A 19458-nucleotide genomic window follows, 5' to 3' on the forward strand; every position below is an offset into this window, starting at 1 on the left:
GGGAGCCGTCTAAGCCACTCGCTTCAGCGCCGCGCCCAGATCCTCGACCATCTCGGGCGTCGTGGCCCACGAGCACATGAAGCGCACCGTGCCGTCCAGGAAGCGATAGACGAACCAGCCTTCGCCGCGCAGGCGTTCCAGGGCGGGTTCATCCATCTCGACGAAGATGCCGTTGGCCTCCACCGGGTGCTTGATCGGGAAGGGCATCAGCGCGGCCAGCTTCTGCGCCATGGCGTTGGCGTGGGCGGCGCGGGCGGCCCAGGGGGCGGTCTGACCGTTCTCGCCCAGCAGGCCCAGCCACGGCGCGGCCAGGAAGCGTCCCTTCGAGATCAGCTGGCCGGCGTGCTTGAGGCGCGCGTCCAGGCGTTTGGCGTGGCCCGGGTTCAGGAACACCACGGCCTCGGTGGGCGTCGAGCCGGCCTTGGTGCCGCCCATCACCAGGATGTCGACGCCCATCTTGGCGATGCTTTTCAGGTCAAAGCCCGCCGCGACCGCATTGGCCAGCCGCGCGCCGTCCAGGTGGACGCCGTAGCCCTTGGCCTTCACCGGCGCGATCAGGGCCCGCAGGTGGTCTTCCGAATAGACCGTGCCGTACTCGGTGGCGGTGGTCAGCGACAGGGCGGCCGCCGGCTGGCGGTACGAGACGTCCGGCTGGGCCAGCGCCGCCTCCAGGGCCGCCAACTCCATCTTGCCCGATGCGCCCGGCAGGCCGATCAGGCCGACGCCCTGGCCAAAGAAGCCGGGCGCGCCGGTCTCGTCCGTGCAGATGTGGGCGTGCTCGTGGGCCAGCACCGCCTCGTGCGGTTGGGCCAGCAGCGTCAGGGCGAAGGCGTTGGCCGCCGTGCCCGAGGCGGTGAACCGCACCTGCGCGTCGGCGTCCAGCGCGGCGCGGATGCGATCGGCGGCGGCGCAGCTGACATGGTCTGTCCCATAGCCCGAGGCCGTCCCCGCATTGGCCGCGATCAACGCCTCCATCACCTCGGGCATGGCGCCGGCGACGTTGTCGGAGGCGAAATCGAAACGGGGCGCGGTCTGGGTCATCAACCTGAGGGGTTTTTCGCAAAGGCCGGAGCGGCCGGGTCGATCGGATGCCACGGCTGCGCCTCGCACGTCCAGACCGACACGCCCGCCTTGTAGGGCGCCGGATCATCGAGACCGCCGAGCTTCACCGCCACGACGGGCATGGCGATCTCAGACACCAAGGGCGTGCCACAGTCCGCGCAGAAGATCCGCGTCACCGCCTGGCCGCTGCCACCGGGCCGCGTGTAGCGACGGGGCTCGCCCTTGGTGAAGGCGAACGCCGGCGTGGGGACCAGGGCGATGTAGTTTGGACCGCCGCCCGAAGCGTATTGGCATTCGCGGCAGTGGCAGACGGCGACGTTGAACACGCCCTCCATCTCGTAGCGGATCTCGCCGCACAGGCAGCCGCCGGTGATCTTGCTCATCGCGTTTCCCCTCCGATCAGAAATCTAAAGCTCTCTGGCCCACGCCCGCACGTCGTCGACGAACAGCCCGGGCTCCTCCATCGCGGCGAAGTGACCGCCGCGCGGCATCTGGCTCCAGCGCGTGATGTTGTAGGCCCGGTCGGCCCACGAGCGGGGCGGGGGCTTGTAGATGCTCTCGCCGGGGAAGTTGGCGAAGGCGGTCGGGGTCTCGCAGCGCTGGCCCTGCGCCAGCACCGGCCCGCCTTCCTCAAGCATGGCGCGGTAGTACCAGGCGCCGGTCGTGAAGCTGCCGGTCATCACATAGATCATCAGGTTGGTCAGCAGCTGGTCGCGGCTGAACACCTGCTCGAAGGGCTTGCCCGACAGGTCGGCCCAGTCGTGGAAGCGCTCGAGGATCCAGGCCGCCTGACCCACGGGGTTGCTGGCCCCCAGCCAGGCCACCGACTGCGGCTTGCTGGCCTGCAGCCGGAAATAGGCGCCCCACAGGTCCATCTGGGCGCCAAAGCCGGTGATCCAGTCGATCTCTTCCTGGGTTGTGGGCGGACCGGCGGGACGCAGGCCGATCATGTTCAGGTGGATGGCCTTGATGTGGGCGGCGTGATCCAGGCCCAGCCACGAGGTGACGAGCCCGCCCCAGTCGCCGCCTTGGGCCAGGTAGGTCTCGTAGCCCAACTCGCGGGTCATCAGGGTGTTGAACAGGCGCGCGGTGGCTCTCTGGCCCAGCGGCCGCCTCGGCTTGCCCGAGAAGCCGAAGCCCGGCAGCGACGGGATGACCAGATCGAAAGCGTCGGCCGGATCGCCGCCGTGGCGCGAGGGGAAGGCCAGGGGCTCGATCGCGTCCCAGAACTCGAAGTGCGACCCCGGCCAGCCATGGGTGACCAGCAGCGGCCGCTTGCCGCCGGCCTCGCCGACCACGTGGACGAAGTGGATGTCCAGATCCTCGATGGTGGCGGTGAACTGCTGGAAGCGGTTCAGGTTCGCCTGGACCGCGCCGACGTCGAAGCCGCTCGTCCAATAGGCGCAGAGGTCCTTCAGGAAATCGGCGTCACAGCCATAGCCCCAGCCGCCGCCCTCTGGCGCGGGCGGGAACTCATAGGCGCGGACCTGAGCCAGCACCTTGTCGACCGCCTCGCGGCTCCAGTTCACCTCGAACGGCTTTGGCATGGCGATCTCCCTGTTTTGAACAGGAGGGTCGGGTGGTTTACGCGGGGGAGGTCAAGGGATGCGTGCTTGAACGCAAATATCTCCGTCATCCCGCGACTTGTTCGCGGGACCCATTTCTCCGCCGCACGTGCGGAGAAAGTCGCATGCTCAGGGTGAAGCTGAACCATGGGTCCCGCGCATAAAGCGCGGGATGACGGTGGTGTTGTTGGACGGGCTAAGTCGTCGCCGCCGCCGCTCGCCATGCCCGCACCTTCGGCCACAGCATGTTCACCGCCAGGCCTGTCAGCACCAGGGCCGCGGCGATCAGCTTCCAGGCGGGCAGGGCCTCGTGCAGCAGCAGGGCCGAGGCGCCCATGCCGAACACCGGCACCAGCAGCGCCATCGGGGTCACCGTGGCGGCCGGGTGCCTTGCCAGCAGCCAGCCCCAGGCCGCGTAGCCGAACATGGTGTTGCCCACCGCCTGCCAGGCGACGGCGGCCCAGGTCCAGGGCGTGGCGGCGGTGACGCCCTGGACGATGGCGGGCCAGCCCTCCAGCCACAGCGACATCGCAAACAGCGGCGGGATCGAGAACAGGCTGGCCCAGACCACATAGCCCAGCATGTTCACCGCGCCCGCCTGGCGCGAGACCATGTTGCCCGCCGACCAGCTGGCGGCGGCCAGCAGCACCAGCGTGACGCCCAGCGGCGTCGCCGAGCCGCCGCCATGCACAGCGATCAGCACGATGCCCGAGGCGGCCAGCAGCAGCGCCACCACCTGAAAGCCCTGCACCCGCTCGCGGCTGATCCACATGGCCATGCCGATGGTGAAGAACACCTGGGTCTGCACCACCAGCGAGGCCAGGCCCGGCGAGATATGGCCCTTCATGGCCACGAACAGCAGGCCAAACTGCCCCGCGCCGATCGCCACGCCATAGGCGGCGAGATTGGCCCATGACACCGCCGGTCGCTTGACGAAGAACGCCATCGGCAACAGCACCATCGAAAAGCGCAGGGTCGCGAACAGCAGCGGCGGCAGGTGATCAAGGCCGATGCGGATGACCACGAAATTGGTCCCCCACACCGCCACCACGGCCAGGGCCAAGAGGAAATGGCGCAGCGGCAGGGCGGCTTGGGGCATGGACGCTCCATCGGCGGTGGTCGTCCCCGATTGCGCCTCGGTCGGCGTCACCGCAACCGAAACCTTTTCTTGGCGCCGACAAGGGCTGGTCTTCAGATCAGCAGTGAGGCGGCGTTGCCCAGGTTGTGCATCAGCACCGGCAGCAGCAGGCTGCCCGTCCGAAGTCGCAGCCACACGGCGATCAGCGAAGGACCGGCGGTCAGCGCGAAGACGAGCGGCTCGAACGAGACCTCGCCCTTGGAAACGCCGAACGCGTGCGCCAGGCCAAACAGGGCGCAGGACAGCGCCGCGCCCCAGCTCCAGTCGACGCCCAGAAAGCGGACCCGGCTGGTGAAGGCGCGGTCTAGGGCCAGCAGCAGGACGCCGCGATAGAACGCCTCTTCCTCAAGGCCCGGCATGGTCAGCTGGAAGGCCAGGGTCTCGGGGTCGGCGGGTTCGTTCGGGAAGGCCAGGGCCAGGCCGACGAACAGCAGCGCATACAGGCCGGCGACGACCAGGGGTCCCTTGAGATCAGCCTGGCGCCAGGTCAGGCCGCTCGCGCGCCAGCCAAGGATGGGCAGGGCGGCCAGGGCCAGGGTCGCGGCCAGGGCCGCCAGCTTGCCCTGCCAGTTCCAGTCGCCGCCGATCAGGTCCGGCGCAAGACGATAGACCCGGGTCAGCAGGGCGTCGTTCAGCAGCACCAGCCCCGCCGCCGCGAGAAGCCAGCGGAACGAGACGGCGCTGCGCCCGCCCAGAAGCGCGATCGCGCCGCCGGCCAACAAAAGCAGCGCCAGGATCGCGCCGATGCTCAACAAGCCGTCCATGATCTCGCCTCGTAATCTGAGGCGGACGGCTTAGGCCGGCGGCGGATCGCGCGCTCCTCAGAACACGGCCGGGCGTTCCTCAGGAGTCGGCCCGTGTCGGAAGGCGCTGGGCGGACGCCCTTCCACGGCCTGGAAGGCGCGGTTGAACGAGGCCAGCGAGGCAAACCCGCTGTCGAGCGCGATGGCGATCAGCTTGTCTTCAGCCCGCGTCGGATCAGCGAGCAGCCGCTTGGCCTCGGCCACCCGGCAGGCGTTCAGGAAGGCGCGGAAGTGGTCGTGCCCGAGGCGATGGTTGATCAGGCGCCGCACCGTGCGTTCCGGGGCGCCCATGCGGCGCACGACGTCCGCGAAGTCGAGATCAGGCGCCAGGTGGATCTTCTCGACCTCGACCAGCACGCGCAGCCGCTCGAGCAGGCGCGCCTCGTCGCCCTGGGCGGGCGAGGGGCTCTGCGCCGGGACGCGCGGGCTCGCGGGCGCCGGGATCGGCAGCAGGCGCAAGGCCAGCCAGGCGGCGAAGGCCAGGAAGGCCGCGTTCTGAAGGATCGTGAAGCCGTGAGGGCCCCAGTCCAGCCCCATGATCAGGTCGACCAGAAAGTCCGCCGCCAGTTGTCCGCCCAGCAGCATCACCACGAGGAGGCGCGCGCGGCGGCTCTCATCCACCAGATCGCCCGCGCGGTCGCGGACCAGGCGCCAGGCCAGATAGGTCAGCATCGAAAGACCCAGCGCGATGAGCGCCCAGGACAGCCCGCGACTTTCCAGCGCGGGACCAAAGAGGCCGCGGTCGGCGCTGGCGATGATCAGCCAGGCCGCGCCCGCCAAGAGAACACCGCCGCGCGGCCGAAACAGCGGATCGAAGCTGGCGAGACAGAACCACCATAGGAAGACGGCGGCGTAGCCCGCGATCAAGGCGCCCACCGTGCCGAGCGGGCCGCTCAGTCTGAGGGCCGGTTCGGGCGTATTGCCGGCCAGGAAGCCGACGAGGCAGATCGCCATCGGGGCGAAATAGGCCGCCACGCGCCGCGTCCGGGGGTCTCGCGCCAAGAGGATCGCCAACAGCAGCAGCAGGGTGGCGCCGGCGACCCGAACGATCACATCGATCTGGCTGATGTCCATGGGGCTCCAGAGTGCGGCTCGAGCGCGGGTCTAGCACGAAGCTCTTTGTCGAGCCTCCCATCCTGGCCAAGGTGGGGTGAGGTGGCGAACGTTTGTTTGACTGGGGTTCGGCCGCCGCCTAGCTTCCCGCCAACGAGCAAGGGAGGCCCCCATGGCCTGGGATTTCGTCGTCGCCAAGCGCGACCTGCGCCACACCGCGTTTCAGGACGTCGTCCCGCCGCCGCTGGCCGACGGGGAGGTGCGTCTGGCGATCGAGAGCTTCGCCCTGACCGCCAACAACATCACCTACGCGGTGTTCGGCGAGATGATGAAGTACTGGGACTTCTTCCCGGCGGCCGAGGGCCTTGGCCGGGTCCCGGTCTGGGGCTTTGCGCGGGTCGAGGCCAGCAACCATCCCGGCGTCGACGTCGGCCAGCGGTTCTATGGCTACTGGCCGATGTCGACCCACCTGACCGTCACGCCCAAGGTCGGCAAGGCGGGCTTTGCGGACGTCGCGCCGCACCGCCAGCACCTGGCGGCGGTCTACAACCAGTACATGGCCGTGGGCGCGGCGAGCCCGCTGGAGGCGCACACGGCGCTGTTGCAGCCCTTGTTCATCACCTCGTTCCTGATCGACGACCAACTGGACGAGGCCGGGTTCCACGGCGCGGCCAGCGTGATCCTGTCCAGCGCCTCGTCCAAGACCGCCATCGCCCTGGCGGCGCTGCTGAAGGCGCGCGGCGGCGTCAAGGTGGTGGGCCTGACCTCGCCGCGTAACAAGGCCTTCGTCGAGGGCCTCGGCTTCTACGACCAGGTGGTGCTGTACGACGACCTGCCGACCGCGCCGATCGCCGGGCCGGCGGTGTTCGTCGACTTCGCCGGCGACTCGGCGGTGCTGGCGGCGGTGCACAACCGCTTCGCCGATGACCTGAAGGCCTCGATCCTGGTCGGCGGCACCCACTGGGAGGCGCCGCGCGCCCAGGTCGCCCTGCCGGGGCCGCAGCCGGCCTTCTTCTTCGCGCCCGATCGCATCGCCAAGCGCCGCCAGGACTGGCCGGGCGGCGAGTTCGATCAGCGCTACGGCGCGGCCTGGGGCCCGTTCGTGGCCGACGCGCCGCGCTGGTTGAAGGTTGAGGAGGGCCAAGGCCAGGACGCCATGCGGGCGGCCTATCTGGCCCAGGTGGACGGCGGGACCGCGCCGGATGTCGGCGTGGTCCTGCGGCCCTAGAGGGGCTTTAAGCCCCCAGCGCGTAAGGCCCGCCCTTGTCGAGCGCGGTCTTCCAGGCCGGACGGGCGTGCATGCGTTCGATCCAGGCGGCCATGTGCGGATAGTCGGCCAGCTTGCCCATGGCCTTGGCGACCTCGGGCACGAAGCTCATCTGGATGTCGGCGCCGGTCAGACTGTCGCCGACGAAGTAGTTGCGGCCGGCCAGGCTGTTGTTCACGAACGCTAGGTGGTTGGCGATCTCGGACTGGATGCGCGGGTGCAGCGGCGCGCCGGCCTCGCCCAGACGACCGACATACATGTTGAGCATCAGCGGCAGCATGGCCGAGCCCTCGGCATAGTGCAGCCACTGCTGGTAGCGGTCATAGTCGGCGCTGGCCGCATCCGGGGCCAGGCGTCCGCCGCCGTGGCGACGGATGATGTAGTCGATGATCGCGCCGGACTCGATGACCACCAGCTCGCCGTCCTGGATCACCGGCGACTTGCCCAGCGGGTGGACGTCGGTCAGCGACGGCGGGGCCAGGCGCGTCTTGGCGTCGCGGGTGTGCTGGACGATCTCGTAGGGGAGGGAAAGCTCCTCCAGCAGCCACAGGATCCGCTGCGAGCGCGACTCGTTGAGGTGGTGAACCTTGATCATCTGTCTCCCCCAATTTCCCACATTATGTTGCGGTGCGGCATTGCTCGCAGGTGCGAAAACGGCCAGAGTAAAAGAAAACAACTGTTTGGGCGCGGGGAGCAAGCCATGACCGACACGGTCGCCGAGAACACCAACGAAACCCTGATCCTGCCGGGCCTGACGGGCCTGTTGCGCGAGGCCGCCGATGCGGTCGCGCTGTTCGTCGCCGAGGCCAAACCGGCCGTCCTGGCCCATATCGCGCCTCAAGGTGGCAAGGTCGACCGCAAGCTCGCCGACGTCCACCAGCACCGCGTTCACGGCTATGGCTGGTACGCATCCTACGCCGAACTGATGAACCAGGTCGCCGGCTGGGCCCAGCGCCTGGAGGCTGAAGGGCGCTTTGGCGAGATCGAGGCCCTGCTGGCCCAGCTGTTGTTCTCCGAGTACAGCGCCCAGCTGGTCGGCGGCGTGCCGATGAACCAGGGCGAGATCGTCCGTCCCCAACATCTGGTCGAAGACCGCGCGGTGCTGAACCGCTTGGCCTCCGAGGCCATGACCAGACTGGCGGCCGAGGGCGGCTCGCAAGCCGTCAAGGCCCGTATCGCCCAGCGTCTGGCCGAAGCGCGGGGCCGCCCGACCCTGGAGCAGACCGGTCTCGACGAGACCTTCGAGATGATCCGCGACCAGTTCCACGCCTTCGCCGAGGAAAAGGTCACGCCCTTCGCCCACGAATGGCACCTGAAGGACGAGTTGATCCCGCTGGAGCTGGTGCAGGAACTGGGCGAGCTGGGCGTGTTCGGCCTGACCATCCCCGAAGAGTTCGGCGGCAGCGGCATGGGCAAGACCGCCATGTGCGTGGTCTCCGAGGAGCTGTCGCGGGCCTGGATCGGCGTCGGCTCGCTGGCCACCCGCTCGGAGATCGCCGGCGAGCTGATCCTGACCGGCGGCACCGACGCCCAGAAGGAATACTGGCTGCCCAGGATCGCCAGCGCCGAGATCCTGCCGACCGCCGTCTTCACCGAACCGAACACCGGCAGCGACCTCGGCGCCCTGCGCACGCGCGCCGAGCTGAAGGGCGACAGTTACGTCGTGACTGGGAACAAGACCTGGATCACCCACGCCGCCCGCGCCGACGTGATGACCCTCTTGGTCCGCACCGATCCGGCCACCACCGACTATCGTGGCCTCTCGATGCTGCTGGCCCCTAAGCCGCGCGGCACGGACGAAGCGCCGTTCCCCGCCGAGGGCATGAGCGGCGGCGAGATCGGCGTGATCGGCTATCGCGGCATGAAGGAGTACGAGCTGGCCTTCGACGGCTTCACCGTGCCGGCGCAGAACCTGCTAGGCGGCGTCACCGGCCAGGGCTTCAAGCAGCTGATGGCCACCTTCGAGAGCGCTCGCATCCAGACCGCCGCGCGCGCTGTGGGCGTGGCCCAGGCGGCGCTGGAGGTCGGTCTGTCCTATGCTCTCGACCGCAAGCAGTTTGGCCAGCCGATCTTCGACTTCCCGCGCGTGCACAACAAGCTGGCCATGATGGCCGCTGAGATCATGGGCGTGCGCCAGCTGACCTATTTCGCCGCCCACCAGAAGGACGAGGGCAAGCGCTGCGATCTTGAGGCCGGCATGGCCAAGCTGATCGCCGCCCGCGTCGCCTGGGCCGCCGCCGACAACGCCCTGCAGATCCACGGCGGCAACGGCTTTGCGATGGAATACGCCGCCAGCCGCCTGCTGGCCGACGCCCGTATCCTCAACATCTTCGAGGGGGCGGGCGAGATCCAGGCCCAGGTCATCGCGCGGCGTCTGCTGGACGGCGGGAACTAAATCCCTCTCCCAGAGGGAGAGGGCGGGGCCCACCGCGAAGCGGTGGGAGGGTGAGGGGTTTCACGGCCGACGGTTTACCCCCTCACCTCCCATTGCTACGCAATGGGTCCCTCCTCTCCCCATGGGAGAGGATTTCCTCTTAGGGACGCCTCCATGCTGACCACCACGCGCCGCGCCGCCCTGATCTCGGGCCTCGCCACCACCGGCCTGGCGGCGTTCGGGAGCCGGGCTTTCGCGCAAGAGACGGGCGCGGTCGGCGCGGCGGTCGACAAGTTCGCCCAAGACGTGATGGCCGCCTTCCCCGACCAGCCGGGCCTGGGGATCACGGTGGTCGAGAACGGCCAGATCACCCTGGCCAAGGGCTATGGCGTCAAGACGCTGGGCGGCCAGGACCGCTGCGACGAGAGCACCGTCTTCGGCATCGCCTCCAACACCAAGGCCATGACCGCCGCCCTGCTGGCCATGCTGGTCGAGGAGGGGCGGATCGAGTGGGACGCGCCGGTCACCCAATACCTGCCCGACTTCGCGATGAAGGACCCGATCGTCACCAAGCTGCTGACGGTGCGCGATCTCCTGGTTCACCGCAGCGGCCTGAGCCTTGGCGCGGGCGACCTGATGATCTGGCCGGCGCCCACCCACACCCGGGCCGAGATCGTGGCGGGCCTGAAGCACTTGCCGATCGGCGGCCAGTTCCGGGGCGGCTACGCCTATGACAACGTCCTCTATGTCGTCGCCGGGGCGGTGATCGAGGCGGTGACGGGGCAGACCTGGGAGCAGGTGATCAAGGCGCGGATCTTTGACCCGCTGGGCATGAGCAACACCGTCTCCAGCCCGCGTCTCGTCGACCAGTCGCGCCGCGCCCTGCCGCATGCGCGCCTGGGGCCGCCGGTGCGGGGTCTGGGACCGCAGAAGGTGCTGCCGTTCGACGCCAGCTTCGACGCGGCCGGCCCCGCCGGCGGGGTCAATTCCTGTCCGGCCGACATCGGCAAGTGGATGCAGGTCCAGCTGGGCCGGGGCGTCGCGGCTGACGGCAAGCGCCTGTGGAGCGAGGCCCAGGCCCGCGAGATGTGGAAGCCGCAGACCATCACCAGCTGGTCAGACGGCCCCAGCAACGAGAACCCGGCGCGGCCCTCGATGCAGGCCTACGCCCTGGGCTGGTACGTGCAGGATCACCGGGGCGAGCGCCTGCTCTGGCACACTGGAGGCCTGGCCGGCTTCATCTCGTATACGGGCCTGCTGCCCGGCCGGAAGTCCGGGATCATGATCATGACCAACGCCGAGGAGAACCCGGTGCTGCGGTCGCTGCGGTTCGGTGGTCCCGATCGGCTGCAGGGGCGCAGCGACTTCGACTGGATCGCCTCGTCCAAGCGCGTCCAGGCCGAGGCCGACGCCCAGACGATCAAGGACGCCGCAGCGGCCACCACGCCCAAGGGCGGCGGCGCTCCCCCCAGCTTGCCGCTGGAGGCCTATGCCGGGGTCTATCGCGACCCCTGGTACGGTACGGTGACGATCGGCGTGACGGGGAAGGGCAAGAAGAAGGGCCTCTACGTCTCGTTCGACAAGACGCCGCTACTGCGCGGCAAGCTTGGCCCGTTCGACGGCGAGACCTTCATCACCACCTTCGAGGATCGCACCCAGGAAGACGCCTTCTTCACGTTCGACATCAAGGACGGCAAGGCGGTGTCGGCCCTGGTCAAGGCGGTCTCGCCGCTGGCCGACTTCAGCTACGACTACCACGACCTGCGCCTGACCAAGGAAGGGTAGGGCGGCAAAAGCGCGTCATCCCGTATCGCACTAAGCGCTTCCGGGATGACACGATTTTGGAGGTGGGCTTCCAAGGGGTTCAGGGCGAGGCGTCAGGCGCGGGAAGCGGACGGTTTGCAGGTCAGCAATGGGTGGGTGGCGGCCCCAGGTTTCCTTCTCCCCTTGCGGGAGAAGGTGTCAGCGAAGCTGACGGATGAGGGGTTGAAAAGCGTCTCAGGATAGCCGAGCGCGACCCCTCACCCGACCGCCTTCGGCGGCCACCCTCTCCCGCAAGGGGAGAGGGAAACACGCCCGCCCAGGGTCGGCAGCGGAAATCAGGCCATCGCCCAAAGCCGGGCATTTGCCCCCTGCCGGCAAGCCGACTTCGCGTCCCGACCGAGGAGCCCTCCGCCGCCTATGGCGCCCCGCTCAGGTCCTGCACTTCCTCGAAGGTGCGCAGGCCGGGGCGCTGGGCGCAGACCAGCACGGCCATGTTCCCCGGCAGGTGCTGGTTGGCCAGCATCTTCTCGTGGGCGGCCGGGATGTCGTTCCAGGGGAACACTTCCGACAGGCAGGGATCCACCCTGCGGTCGATGACCAACTGGTTGGCGGCGCTGGCCTGCATCAGGTTGGCGAAGTGCGACCCTTGCACGCGCTTCTGGCGCATCCACAGGAAGCGGGCGTCCATGGTCAGGTTGAAGCCCGTCGTGCCGGCGCAGATCACGACCATGCCGCCGCGCTTGACCAGGAACACCGACACCGGGAAGGTCTGCTCGCCAGGGTGCTCGAACACCATGTCGAGATCCTTGTTGCCGGTGATCTGCCAGATCGCCTTACCGAACTTGCGGCTTTCCTTCATGTAGTCGTTGAACTCGGGGCCGTTGACCTTCGGCAGCTGACCCCAGCAGTTGAACTCGCCCCGGTTCAGCACCGCCTTGGCGCCCATCGACAGCACGAACTCGCGCTTGTCCTCGGAGGAGACCACGCCGATGGCGTTGGCGCCCGCGACGGCGGCCAGCTGGGTGGCGAAGACGCCGAGGCCCCCCGAAGCGCCCCAGACCAGCACGTTCTGGCCGGGCTTCAGCTCATGCGGCTTGTGGCCGAACAGCATGCGGTAGGCGGTGGCCAGGGTCAGGGTGTAGCAAGCGGCCTCTTCCCAGGTCAGGTGCTTGGGGCGCGGCAGCAGCTGGCGCGACTGCACCCGGCAGAACTGGGCGAAGCTGCCGTCCGGCGTCTCGTAGCCCCAGATCCGCTGGCTGGACGAGAACATCGGGTCGCCGCCGTTGCACTCCTCGTCATCGCCGTCGTCCTGGTTACAGTGGATGACGACCTCGTCGCCCAGCTTCCACCGCTTCACCTTGGCGCCGACCTTCCAGACGATGCCCGAGGCGTCGGAGCCGGCGACGTGGAAGGGCTGCTTGTGGCCGTCCAGCGGGCTGATCGGCTCGCCCAGCGCGGCCCAGACCCCGTTGTAGTTGACGCCGGCGGCCATCACGAGAACCAGCACCTCGTCCTCGCCGATCTCCCAGGTAGGCACCACCTCGACCTGCATGGCCTGGGTCGGCTTGCCGTGGCGCTCCTTGCGGATGCTCCAGGCGTACATGGTTTTCGGCACGTGGAAGGCCGGCGGGATCTCGCCGATCTCGTACAGGTCCTTCAGCGCGGTGGTCTCAACCGTCTCAATCGTCATCTCACTCCCCGTTCCTTCCGCGCTGCAACCTTTCTTGCGGTGCAACAATGCGCAAAGGTCAAACTCGGCTGCGCTGCCCGCCGGTCGAAACGCGATAAACGTCTCGCCTTTGGGTCGTTTTTGGCTCTTGAGCGCAAAAAATCGCCCGGAACGCCCCTACGCTGAGACAACTGTTTGAAACTGGCAAGCAGAATCTTTGTGCGGCGCAACATCGGTCGAGAATGTCGCGGGGGAAGGTTGCCGACCTGCCCGAGGCGCGCCACGCTGGCGGCATGATCCATCTTTCCCAACCCGAGGCCGGCGTCGCGCTGGTCGAGCTGGACGTCGCGCCGGCCAATGTCCTGGCCCTGGCCGAACGCGCGCGCTTGTTGGACGCCTTCGCGCAGATCGAGGCCGATCGCACGGTTCGCGTCGCGATCCTCACCGGACGCAACGGCGCCTTCTGCACCGGCGATGACCTGGCCGAGTCGCTGTCGCGCGACGTGGCCGCCCAGACCGCCGCCATCCTGCATTTCCTGGACATGTGCGACCGCATCGCCGCCGTCCGCGCGCCGGTGATCGCCGCCGTCGACGGCTGGTGCATCGGCGGCGGGCTGGAGCTGGCCCTGGCCTGCGACATCCGCCTGGCCGGGACGCGCGCCAGCTTCGCCTGCTCGGCCGTGCGGATGGGCCTGACCGCCTCGGCCGACCGCCTGACCAAGCTGGTCGGCGAGAGCCGCGCCAAGCCGCACCTCTTGACCGGCGCGCCCTTCGACGCCGCCCGCGCCCTGGCCGACGGGATCGTCGCCGAGGTCCACGCCTCCGAGGGCCTCTTGCCGGCGGCGCTGGACATGGCCCGCATCATCGCCTCGCGCGCCCCGCTGGCGATCGAAGCGACCAAGCGGGTGGCGTCCGGCGTATCGGCGACGGCGGCGGAGATCCCGGGGCTAGCGGCGTCGGCCGATCACGCCGAGGCGCGGGCGGCATTTATTGGAAAGCGGGCGACGCTATTCGAAGGCCGGTGAGTTTGTCTAGCGCAGTCAGTCTTGAGGTTTGCCTGAGCTTGGAGCGCCGCCTACTCGCCCGTTCCACTCCCGAACGCCTTGAAGTCGAGGGCATCATATTCCCGAGCGTCGATGTGCTTTTGCATGGGTATAGGGGCGATCGGTAGAAGTGTATCCATATCGACTACAGTGGATATGTGTACGGTTTCGATCTTGGTGCCGAGCTGACGGTTCAACTCGGCCGTACCTCGATAGTTTGAAGCCGTGACTTCTACGTGGACTGTGGTCGGGCCATCGCCACGAGGGTCTATTCCAATGACCCCCTCGAAACTCCACACTTGGCCGTGACGGAAGTCAGCACAGGTTACGGAAAAAAGAGGCCCGCAATTCGGGTCTTCCTTGAATTCAAACTCATGTCTGCCGATGCGAGGCGAGATCATTCGACCAAGATCTGGCGTTGAGAAATAGGATATGGACCGGACGCTTGGAGCCGATGGTCCTTGGGCGGCTATCATGGCGTAGCGATCATGTAGCCACCCATTTGACACCGTGACTTCCACCAGTAAGTTTTCGGCCTGCAACTTTCCTGAGTTTACGACCTTCACAGCGAAGCCTGTTTGATTGAACAGCCGCTCAAGTCGCTGAGAGTAGTTCGTCATGAATTTCGAGATGCGCTTCCGGTAGGCTAGGAAGCGGTCGTCATAGGAGTGGTCGTAGCTACCGATACCCGAGAGGCCATATGGATCGCGGTGCTGTTGCGCAGGCGGATTAAGCTCATGGATCTTGCGCTGGATATCAGCGCGTTCCTGTTCCTTTAGATCCTCAATGCGCAGGACCGTAACCGGCTCACCTGTAAGCAATTCGATGGAGATATCAAATTTGGGCTGTGTGGCCTCGAAGGCCGCAAGTTGCTGCTTGAGCTTCTGATTTTCTTTGTCGGAAGGGCCGGGTTCGCGTGGCCGCAACCAGCTATCAGAGACATGCAGCGTCTTTAGATCGTAGCCAGAAGCGAAAGCTATTGGTTTGATGTCATGGCTGATAATCAGCTTTCCCTCAGAGTTCATATCCTTGGCGTGAAGGGCCTCGGCAACGATCCGGGAGTCACCATCGTCGCGGTCAAGTTCGTCGTACTGATCCCAAGGAATTCTCGTTGCTCGCGATAGTGCCAGTTCGACTCGCGGTTCCTTCTCGCGGATCACGATGGGTGGTCCACCCGCCGCTACGGGGGCGATCAGTCTGTTGAATTCGCGGGCGCGCTTCCCGATACGCCCGTCCTGCTTTTTGGCATCGATCTCCTTCATGCCGGTCGGCGTGATGAGCGCGATGATTGGTCCTTCATTGACAATCTCATCCCACGGAAGTTCGGCCAACGGTCGGCACTCAAGGATGATGTTCGCATCCAAAAACGCCTTCAACTTGTAGTCGTCGAACTTGATCTCTGTGCGCGCCAAGCGGGCCTCCAGTGGGGGTGCTACAGATCGAGTTGGTTCCGCTTAGCAGCTCGCGCGCCAGTAGCCCCAATACAGCTTGGCGCAAAGTCGCCAGCGAAGCATCTCCCAACCGGACTCGACGAGCCCACTTCCGTTGCGACGGCGGGTCAGATCTACGTCCTCGCTTTGAGTGTCCCAAGTTCGCACCCGCGAAACGGATATTGCATCGCAGCAAATCCCGGCTCATGATCGGCGATAATCAAAGGCCGCCAGAGCCGCCCTGGGAGCGATCATGACCTCGACGCCGTATCAGCACGCGCCCGATCCGCCGTGGATCTTCCGCACCTATGCCGGCCACTCGACGGCGGAGAAGTCGAACGCGCTCTATCGGGCCAACCTCGCCAAGGGGCAGACCGGCCTGTCGGTGGCCTTCGACCTGCCCACCCAAACGGGCTATGATCCCGACCACATCTTGGCGCGCGGCGAGGTCGGCAAGGTCGGGGTGCCGATCAGCCATCTGGGCGACATGCGTCAGCTCTTCAGCGAGATCCCGCTGGAGAAGATGAACACCTCCATGACCATCAACGCGCCGGCCGCCTGGCTCTTGGCCATGTACGTGGCGCTGGCCGACGAGCAGGGGGCCGATCGCAAGCTTCTGCAGGGCACGACGCAGAACGATCTGATCAAGGAGTATCTGTCGCGCGGCACCTACATCTTCCCGCCGGGCCCGTCCCTGCGGCTGATCGGCGACATGATCGCCTGGTGCTACCTGGAGGTTCCCAAGTGGAACCCGATGAACGTCTGCAGCTACCACCTGCAGGAGGCCGGCGCGACGCCCGAGCAGGAGCTGGCCTTCGCCCTGGCCACGGCCATCTCGGTGCTCGACACGGTCAAGGCCGGCGGTCAGGTGCCCGACGAGGACTTCGAGATCGTCGCCTCGCGGATCAGCTTCTTCGTCAACGCCGGCGTGCGGTTCGTCACCGAGCTTTGCAAGATGCGGTCGTTCACCAAGCTCTGGGACCAGATCCTCTTGGAGCGCTATGGCGTGCAGGACCCGAAGGCCCGCCGCTTCCGCTATGGGGTGCAGGTCAACAGCCTGGGTCTGACCGAGCAGCAGCCCGAGAACAACGTCTACCGCATTCTCATCGAGGCCCTGGCCGTCACGCTCAGCAAGGACGCCCGCTGCCGGGCCCTGCAGCTGCCGGCCTGGAACGAGGCGCTGGGCCTGCCGCGTCCGTTCGACCAGCAGTGGTCGCTGCGCCTGCAGCAGGTGCTGGCCTATGAGACCGACCTGCTGGAATACGAAGACCTGTTTGACGGCTCCCACGTCGTCGAGGCCAAGGTCGCCGAGCTGTCGAAGGGCGCGCTGGCGCAACTGGACCTGATCGACCAGATGGGCGGGGCGGCCAGCGCCATCGACTACATGAAGTCCGAGCTCGTGACCTCCAACGCTAAGCGGGTGCGCGCGGTCGAGACCGGCGAGATGACCGTGGTCGGGGTCAACCGCTGGACCGACACCGAGGCTTCGCCCCTCTCGGCCGGTGAGAGCGCGATCGAGACCGTCGATCCGCGCCTGGAGGCCGAGGTCGTGGCCCGCATCAAGGCCTGGCGCGAGGCGCGCGACGCCGCCGCGGTCGAGGCCGCCCTGGCCGATCTCAAGGCCGCCGCCCGCGAAGGGCGCAACGTCATGGAGCCCTCGATCGCCGCCGCCAAGGCCGGCGTCACCACCGGCGAATGGTCCGGCGCCCTGCGTGAGGTGTTCGGCGAGTATCGCGGCCCGACCGGTGTGGCGGTGGTGGTCTCAACGGGCGAGGCCGAGGACGTCGAGGCGGTGAAGCGCGAGGTCGAGCGGGTCTCGGAAATGCTGGGCCGCACGCTCACCTATCTCGTGGGCAAGCCGGGCCTGGACGGTCACTCCAACGGCGCCGAGCAGATCGCCACCCGCGCCCGCGCCTGCGGCATGGAGGTCGTCTATGACGGCATCCGCTCGACGCCCGAGGAGATCGTCCGCCGCGCCAAGGAAAGCCGCGCCCACGTCGTGGGCCTGTCGATCCTGTCGGGCTCGCACCTCGACCTCGTGCAGGAAGTGATCCGCGTGATGCGCGCCGAAGGGCTGGGCCACATCCCCGTCGTCGCCGGCGGCATCATCCCGCCCGAGGACGCCCTGATCCTGAAACAGATGGGCGTGGCGCGGATCTACACGCCCAAGGACTTCAAGATCACCCAGATCATGGGCGACGTCGTCAAGCTGGTGGAGGCGACGGCGCTGACGGAGGCGTGAGCGCGCGCTTCGTGCTATAATCTCGCCATGACCCTCGACGAGGCCCTCACCAAACTGCGCGCGGCCAAGCCGCTGCTCGACCGCTACGGCGTGGCGCGGGTGGGGGTGTTCGGCTCGACGGCGCGGGGCGAGGCGGGGCCGGACAGCGACGTGGACGTGCTGGTCGAGTTCGCGCCGGACGTGCTGCCTGGCTTTGGCTTCTTCCGTCTCGAGCGCGATCTGGTCGCGCTGCTGGGGCGACCCGTTGATCTCGTCACGGAGGACGGCCTGCACCGGCTGGTGAAGGCGCCTGTCTTGCGAGAAGTCGTCTTTGCCTGACGCCTCGGCCCGCACCCATCTCGCCCAACTCCTGGAAGCGATCGAGCAGATCGAGGCCTATGTCGATGGCGTCGATCAGACGGGCTTCCTGGCGGACCGAATGCGACGTGATGCGGTTGCAATGAACCTGTTGGTCATTGGCGAAAGCGCCGCCCGCCTACCGCCTTCGATCCGTGATCTTGAGCAAGAGATCGATTGGCGCGCGGCCATCGACTTGCGTAACCGTATTGCGCGCGGCTACGCCAGCGTCAGCTTCACCATCGTTTGGTCCGTTGTGGTGGTCGAGTTGCCTGGACTGCGCGCTGCGGTCGAGCGGATGATCGCTCGGGTCCGAAACCCCTAACCCCGCCCCAGCCGCCAGGCCGCGGCGAAGCCGATCAGGGTCAGCGGCAGGAAGGCGCCGAACAGCAGGACGCCTTGGCTCGTCGCCAGCGCCGCGTCGATGCCGTGGTGGCCAAAGCCCAGCACATTGGCCATCGCCCCGGCGCCGGCCGAGCCGACCGCGCCGCCGATCAGTTGCGAGGTCGGCACCGCGCCTGAGGCCATGGCCTGTTCCTCCACCGGCGCGCCGGCGATGGTCCGGCGGGCGATGAAGGCGTGGCAGAGGCCAAAGCCCGCGCCCAGCACCGCGAAGGCCAGCGAGGTCTCGACCAGGTTCCCGCGCGGCACCGCAAAGGCGCTGAGCGCCGCGCCCAGGGCGATGACGCCGGCTCCCAGGCGCACGAAGCGGCCGTCCTTCTGGGCGGGCACATGGCCGAAGATCAGGGCGCAGGCGGTCCAGCCGGCGGCGATCGCTCCGGTGACATAGCCTGCGAGCAAGGGCGAGGCGTCGTGGCGGGCCTGGATGAAGGCGGGGCCATAGACGGTAAAGCCGATCACCGCCGCCTCGCAGGCGAAGATGGTCAAGAGCCCAAGACCCGTGGCCGTGCGCAGGTCGGCGGCGGACTTGGGCAGAAGGCGGTCTTGGGTGCGGGTGTTGGCGGCCAGCATGGCGACCATGCCGATCACCCCGCCGATCGCCAGGATCACGGCCAGGCGCGGCGAGGCGACGACCCCGGCGCCGCCGATCAGGCTGACGCCGATCACCAGCAAGGCCAGCTGCAGGCTCGGGATCCGGCCGCCGCCTTCCTCGCGCTTGCCGCCGGGCAACATGACCATCACCGCGCCGACGAAGATCACCGCCTGGACCACGAACATCCAGAACACGCCGCGCCAGAACCCCGCGGCGGCGAACAGGCCGCCCAGCGCCGGGCCCAGCAAGGTCGCCGCCCCCCAGACCCCGGCGATCGCGCCATAGACGCGCGGCCACAGGCTTTGGGGAAACAGGGCGCTGATGGCGACATAGCAAAGGGCCACCACGGCCCCGGCGCCCAAGCCTTGGACTAGGCGTCCGACGATGAAGGTGATGAACTCCGGCGCCAGCGCGCTCATGGCGCAGCCGATCGCATAGACGAGACCGCTGATCGCCGTCGCCGCGCGCAGGCCCACGGCGATCGACAGCTTGCCCGAGCACGCCCCGGCCACGATCGAGCCGGTCAGATAGGCCGCCACCGACCAGCCGAAATACTGGTAGCCGCCGATCTCCTTGGCCACGCTGGGCATGATCGTCGCCGTCACCAGGGTGTCGGCGGCGTTGAGCCAGATGCCCAGGCACAGCAAGGCGAAACGCGGGACGAGGGCCTTGTCGACCAGGCGCGCGGGGGCGGGGGTGGAGCTCATGCCGGGCACAT

The 19458-nt window shown here is 67.7% G+C and carries 17 protein-coding genes and 1 pseudogene; 8 read left to right on the forward strand and 10 right to left on the reverse strand.

Annotated features, from left to right (window positions below):
• Positions 1-9 precede the first annotated feature (9 nt).
• The 6 genes from CVUC_RS00725 to CVUC_RS00750 all read right to left on the reverse strand — a co-directional run bounded on the left by CVUC_RS00725 (position 10) and on the right by CVUC_RS00750 (position 5642).
• Positions 10-1044: a low specificity L-threonine aldolase gene (locus CVUC_RS00725; RefSeq protein WP_164468215.1), complete on the reverse strand. Its 1035-nt coding sequence runs from the start codon at positions 1042-1044 to the stop codon at positions 10-12.
• Positions 1041-1445: a GFA family protein gene (locus CVUC_RS00730; protein ID WP_096034235.1), complete on the reverse strand. Its 405-nt coding sequence runs from the start codon at positions 1443-1445 to the stop codon at positions 1041-1043. Before CVUC_RS00730 ends, CVUC_RS00725 begins: the two co-directional genes overlap by 4 nt.
• A gap of 24 nt (positions 1446-1469) precedes the next feature.
• Entirely contained in the window at positions 1470-2609 is a 1140-nt protein-coding gene (locus CVUC_RS00735; protein WP_096034234.1) for an epoxide hydrolase family protein, read from the reverse strand.
• A gap of 214 nt (positions 2610-2823) precedes the next feature.
• Positions 2824-3726, reverse strand: coding sequence for an EamA family transporter (locus tag CVUC_RS00740; protein WP_096034233.1), 903 nt, complete (start codon positions 3724-3726; stop codon positions 2824-2826).
• 92 nt (positions 3727-3818) lie between these two features.
• A complete protein-coding gene (locus CVUC_RS00745) occupies positions 3819-4529 on the reverse strand; it encodes a CPBP family intramembrane glutamic endopeptidase, BDIM_20840 family (RefSeq protein WP_096034232.1) in 711 nt (236 codons plus the stop codon).
• Between the two features lie 57 nt (positions 4530-4586).
• Positions 4587-5642, reverse strand: a complete 1056-nt coding sequence (locus tag CVUC_RS00750; protein ID WP_096034231.1) for an AraC family transcriptional regulator — start codon at positions 5640-5642, stop codon at positions 4587-4589.
• A gap of 151 nt (positions 5643-5793) precedes the next feature.
• Between CVUC_RS00750 and CVUC_RS00755 the strand changes: the two genes are divergently transcribed.
• Positions 5794-6849 carry a DUF2855 family protein gene (locus CVUC_RS00755; RefSeq protein ID WP_096034230.1) on the forward strand — a complete coding sequence of 352 codons (1056 nt, stop codon included), beginning with the start codon at positions 5794-5796 and terminating at the stop codon, positions 6847-6849.
• A 7-nt stretch (positions 6850-6856) separates the two neighbouring features.
• Here the strand turns inward: CVUC_RS00755 and CVUC_RS00760 are convergent, their stop codons facing one another.
• Positions 6857-7483: a glutathione S-transferase family protein gene (locus CVUC_RS00760; RefSeq protein WP_096034229.1), complete on the reverse strand. Its 627-nt coding sequence runs from the start codon at positions 7481-7483 to the stop codon at positions 6857-6859.
• Between the two features lie 105 nt (positions 7484-7588).
• On the opposite strand from CVUC_RS00760, the gene CVUC_RS00765 reads away from it, so the two are divergent.
• The 3 genes and pseudogenes from CVUC_RS00765 to CVUC_RS20120 all read left to right on the forward strand — a co-directional run.
• The gene (locus tag CVUC_RS00765) at positions 7589-9283 is read left to right on the forward strand and encodes an acyl-CoA dehydrogenase family protein (RefSeq protein WP_096034228.1); all 1695 of its coding nucleotides are present in this window, start codon (positions 7589-7591) and stop codon (positions 9281-9283) included.
• 153 nt (positions 9284-9436) lie between these two features.
• Positions 9437-11047: a serine hydrolase gene (locus CVUC_RS00770; protein ID WP_096034227.1), complete on the forward strand. Its 1611-nt coding sequence runs from the start codon at positions 9437-9439 to the stop codon at positions 11045-11047.
• A 56-nt stretch (positions 11048-11103) separates the two neighbouring features.
• A pseudogene (locus CVUC_RS20120) lies at positions 11104-11193 on the forward strand (hypothetical protein); the annotation flags it as partial.
• 248 nt (positions 11194-11441) lie between these two features.
• Here CVUC_RS20120 and ccrA read toward each other — a convergent pair.
• Positions 11442-12716 carry a crotonyl-CoA carboxylase/reductase gene (ccrA, locus tag CVUC_RS00775; RefSeq protein WP_096034226.1) on the reverse strand — a complete coding sequence of 425 codons (1275 nt, stop codon included), beginning with the start codon at positions 12714-12716 and terminating at the stop codon, positions 11442-11444.
• Positions 12717-12988: 272 nt separating this feature from the next.
• On the opposite strand from ccrA, the gene CVUC_RS00780 reads away from it, so the two are divergent.
• The gene (locus CVUC_RS00780; RefSeq protein ID WP_096034817.1) at positions 12989-13720 is read left to right on the forward strand and encodes an enoyl-CoA hydratase/isomerase family protein; all 732 of its coding nucleotides are present in this window, start codon (positions 12989-12991) and stop codon (positions 13718-13720) included.
• 50 nt (positions 13721-13770) lie between these two features.
• Here the strand turns inward: CVUC_RS00780 and CVUC_RS00785 are convergent, their stop codons facing one another.
• Positions 13771-15150 carry a hypothetical protein gene (locus CVUC_RS00785; RefSeq protein ID WP_096034225.1) on the reverse strand — a complete coding sequence of 460 codons (1380 nt, stop codon included), beginning with the start codon at positions 15148-15150 and terminating at the stop codon, positions 13771-13773.
• A 271-nt stretch (positions 15151-15421) separates the two neighbouring features.
• Here CVUC_RS00785 and CVUC_RS00790 point away from each other — a divergent pair, with 271 nt between their 5' ends.
• Genes CVUC_RS00790 through CVUC_RS00800 form a run of 3 tightly spaced genes read left to right on the forward strand, consistent with a single transcriptional unit; the run spans position 15422 to position 18071 of the window.
• A complete protein-coding gene (locus CVUC_RS00790; RefSeq protein WP_096034224.1) occupies positions 15422-17410 on the forward strand; it encodes a protein meaA in 1989 nt (662 codons plus the stop codon).
• Positions 17411-17437: 27 nt separating this feature from the next.
• Positions 17438-17728, forward strand: a complete 291-nt coding sequence (locus CVUC_RS00795) for a nucleotidyltransferase family protein (RefSeq protein WP_096034223.1) — start codon at positions 17438-17440, stop codon at positions 17726-17728.
• Positions 17721-18071, forward strand: coding sequence for a DUF86 domain-containing protein (locus CVUC_RS00800; protein ID WP_164512746.1), 351 nt, complete (start codon positions 17721-17723; stop codon positions 18069-18071). Before CVUC_RS00795 ends, CVUC_RS00800 begins: the two co-directional genes overlap by 8 nt.
• Here the strand turns inward: CVUC_RS00800 and CVUC_RS00805 are convergent.
• Positions 18068-19447 carry an MFS transporter gene (locus CVUC_RS00805; RefSeq protein WP_096034221.1) on the reverse strand — a complete coding sequence of 460 codons (1380 nt, stop codon included), beginning with the start codon at positions 19445-19447 and terminating at the stop codon, positions 18068-18070. The two genes, CVUC_RS00800 and CVUC_RS00805, sit on opposite strands and share 4 nt — an antisense overlap.
• Positions 19448-19458 lie beyond the last annotated feature (11 nt).

This window comes from Caulobacter vibrioides (assembly GCF_002858865.1).
Lineage (GTDB): Bacteria > Pseudomonadota > Alphaproteobacteria > Caulobacterales > Caulobacteraceae > Caulobacter > Caulobacter vibrioides.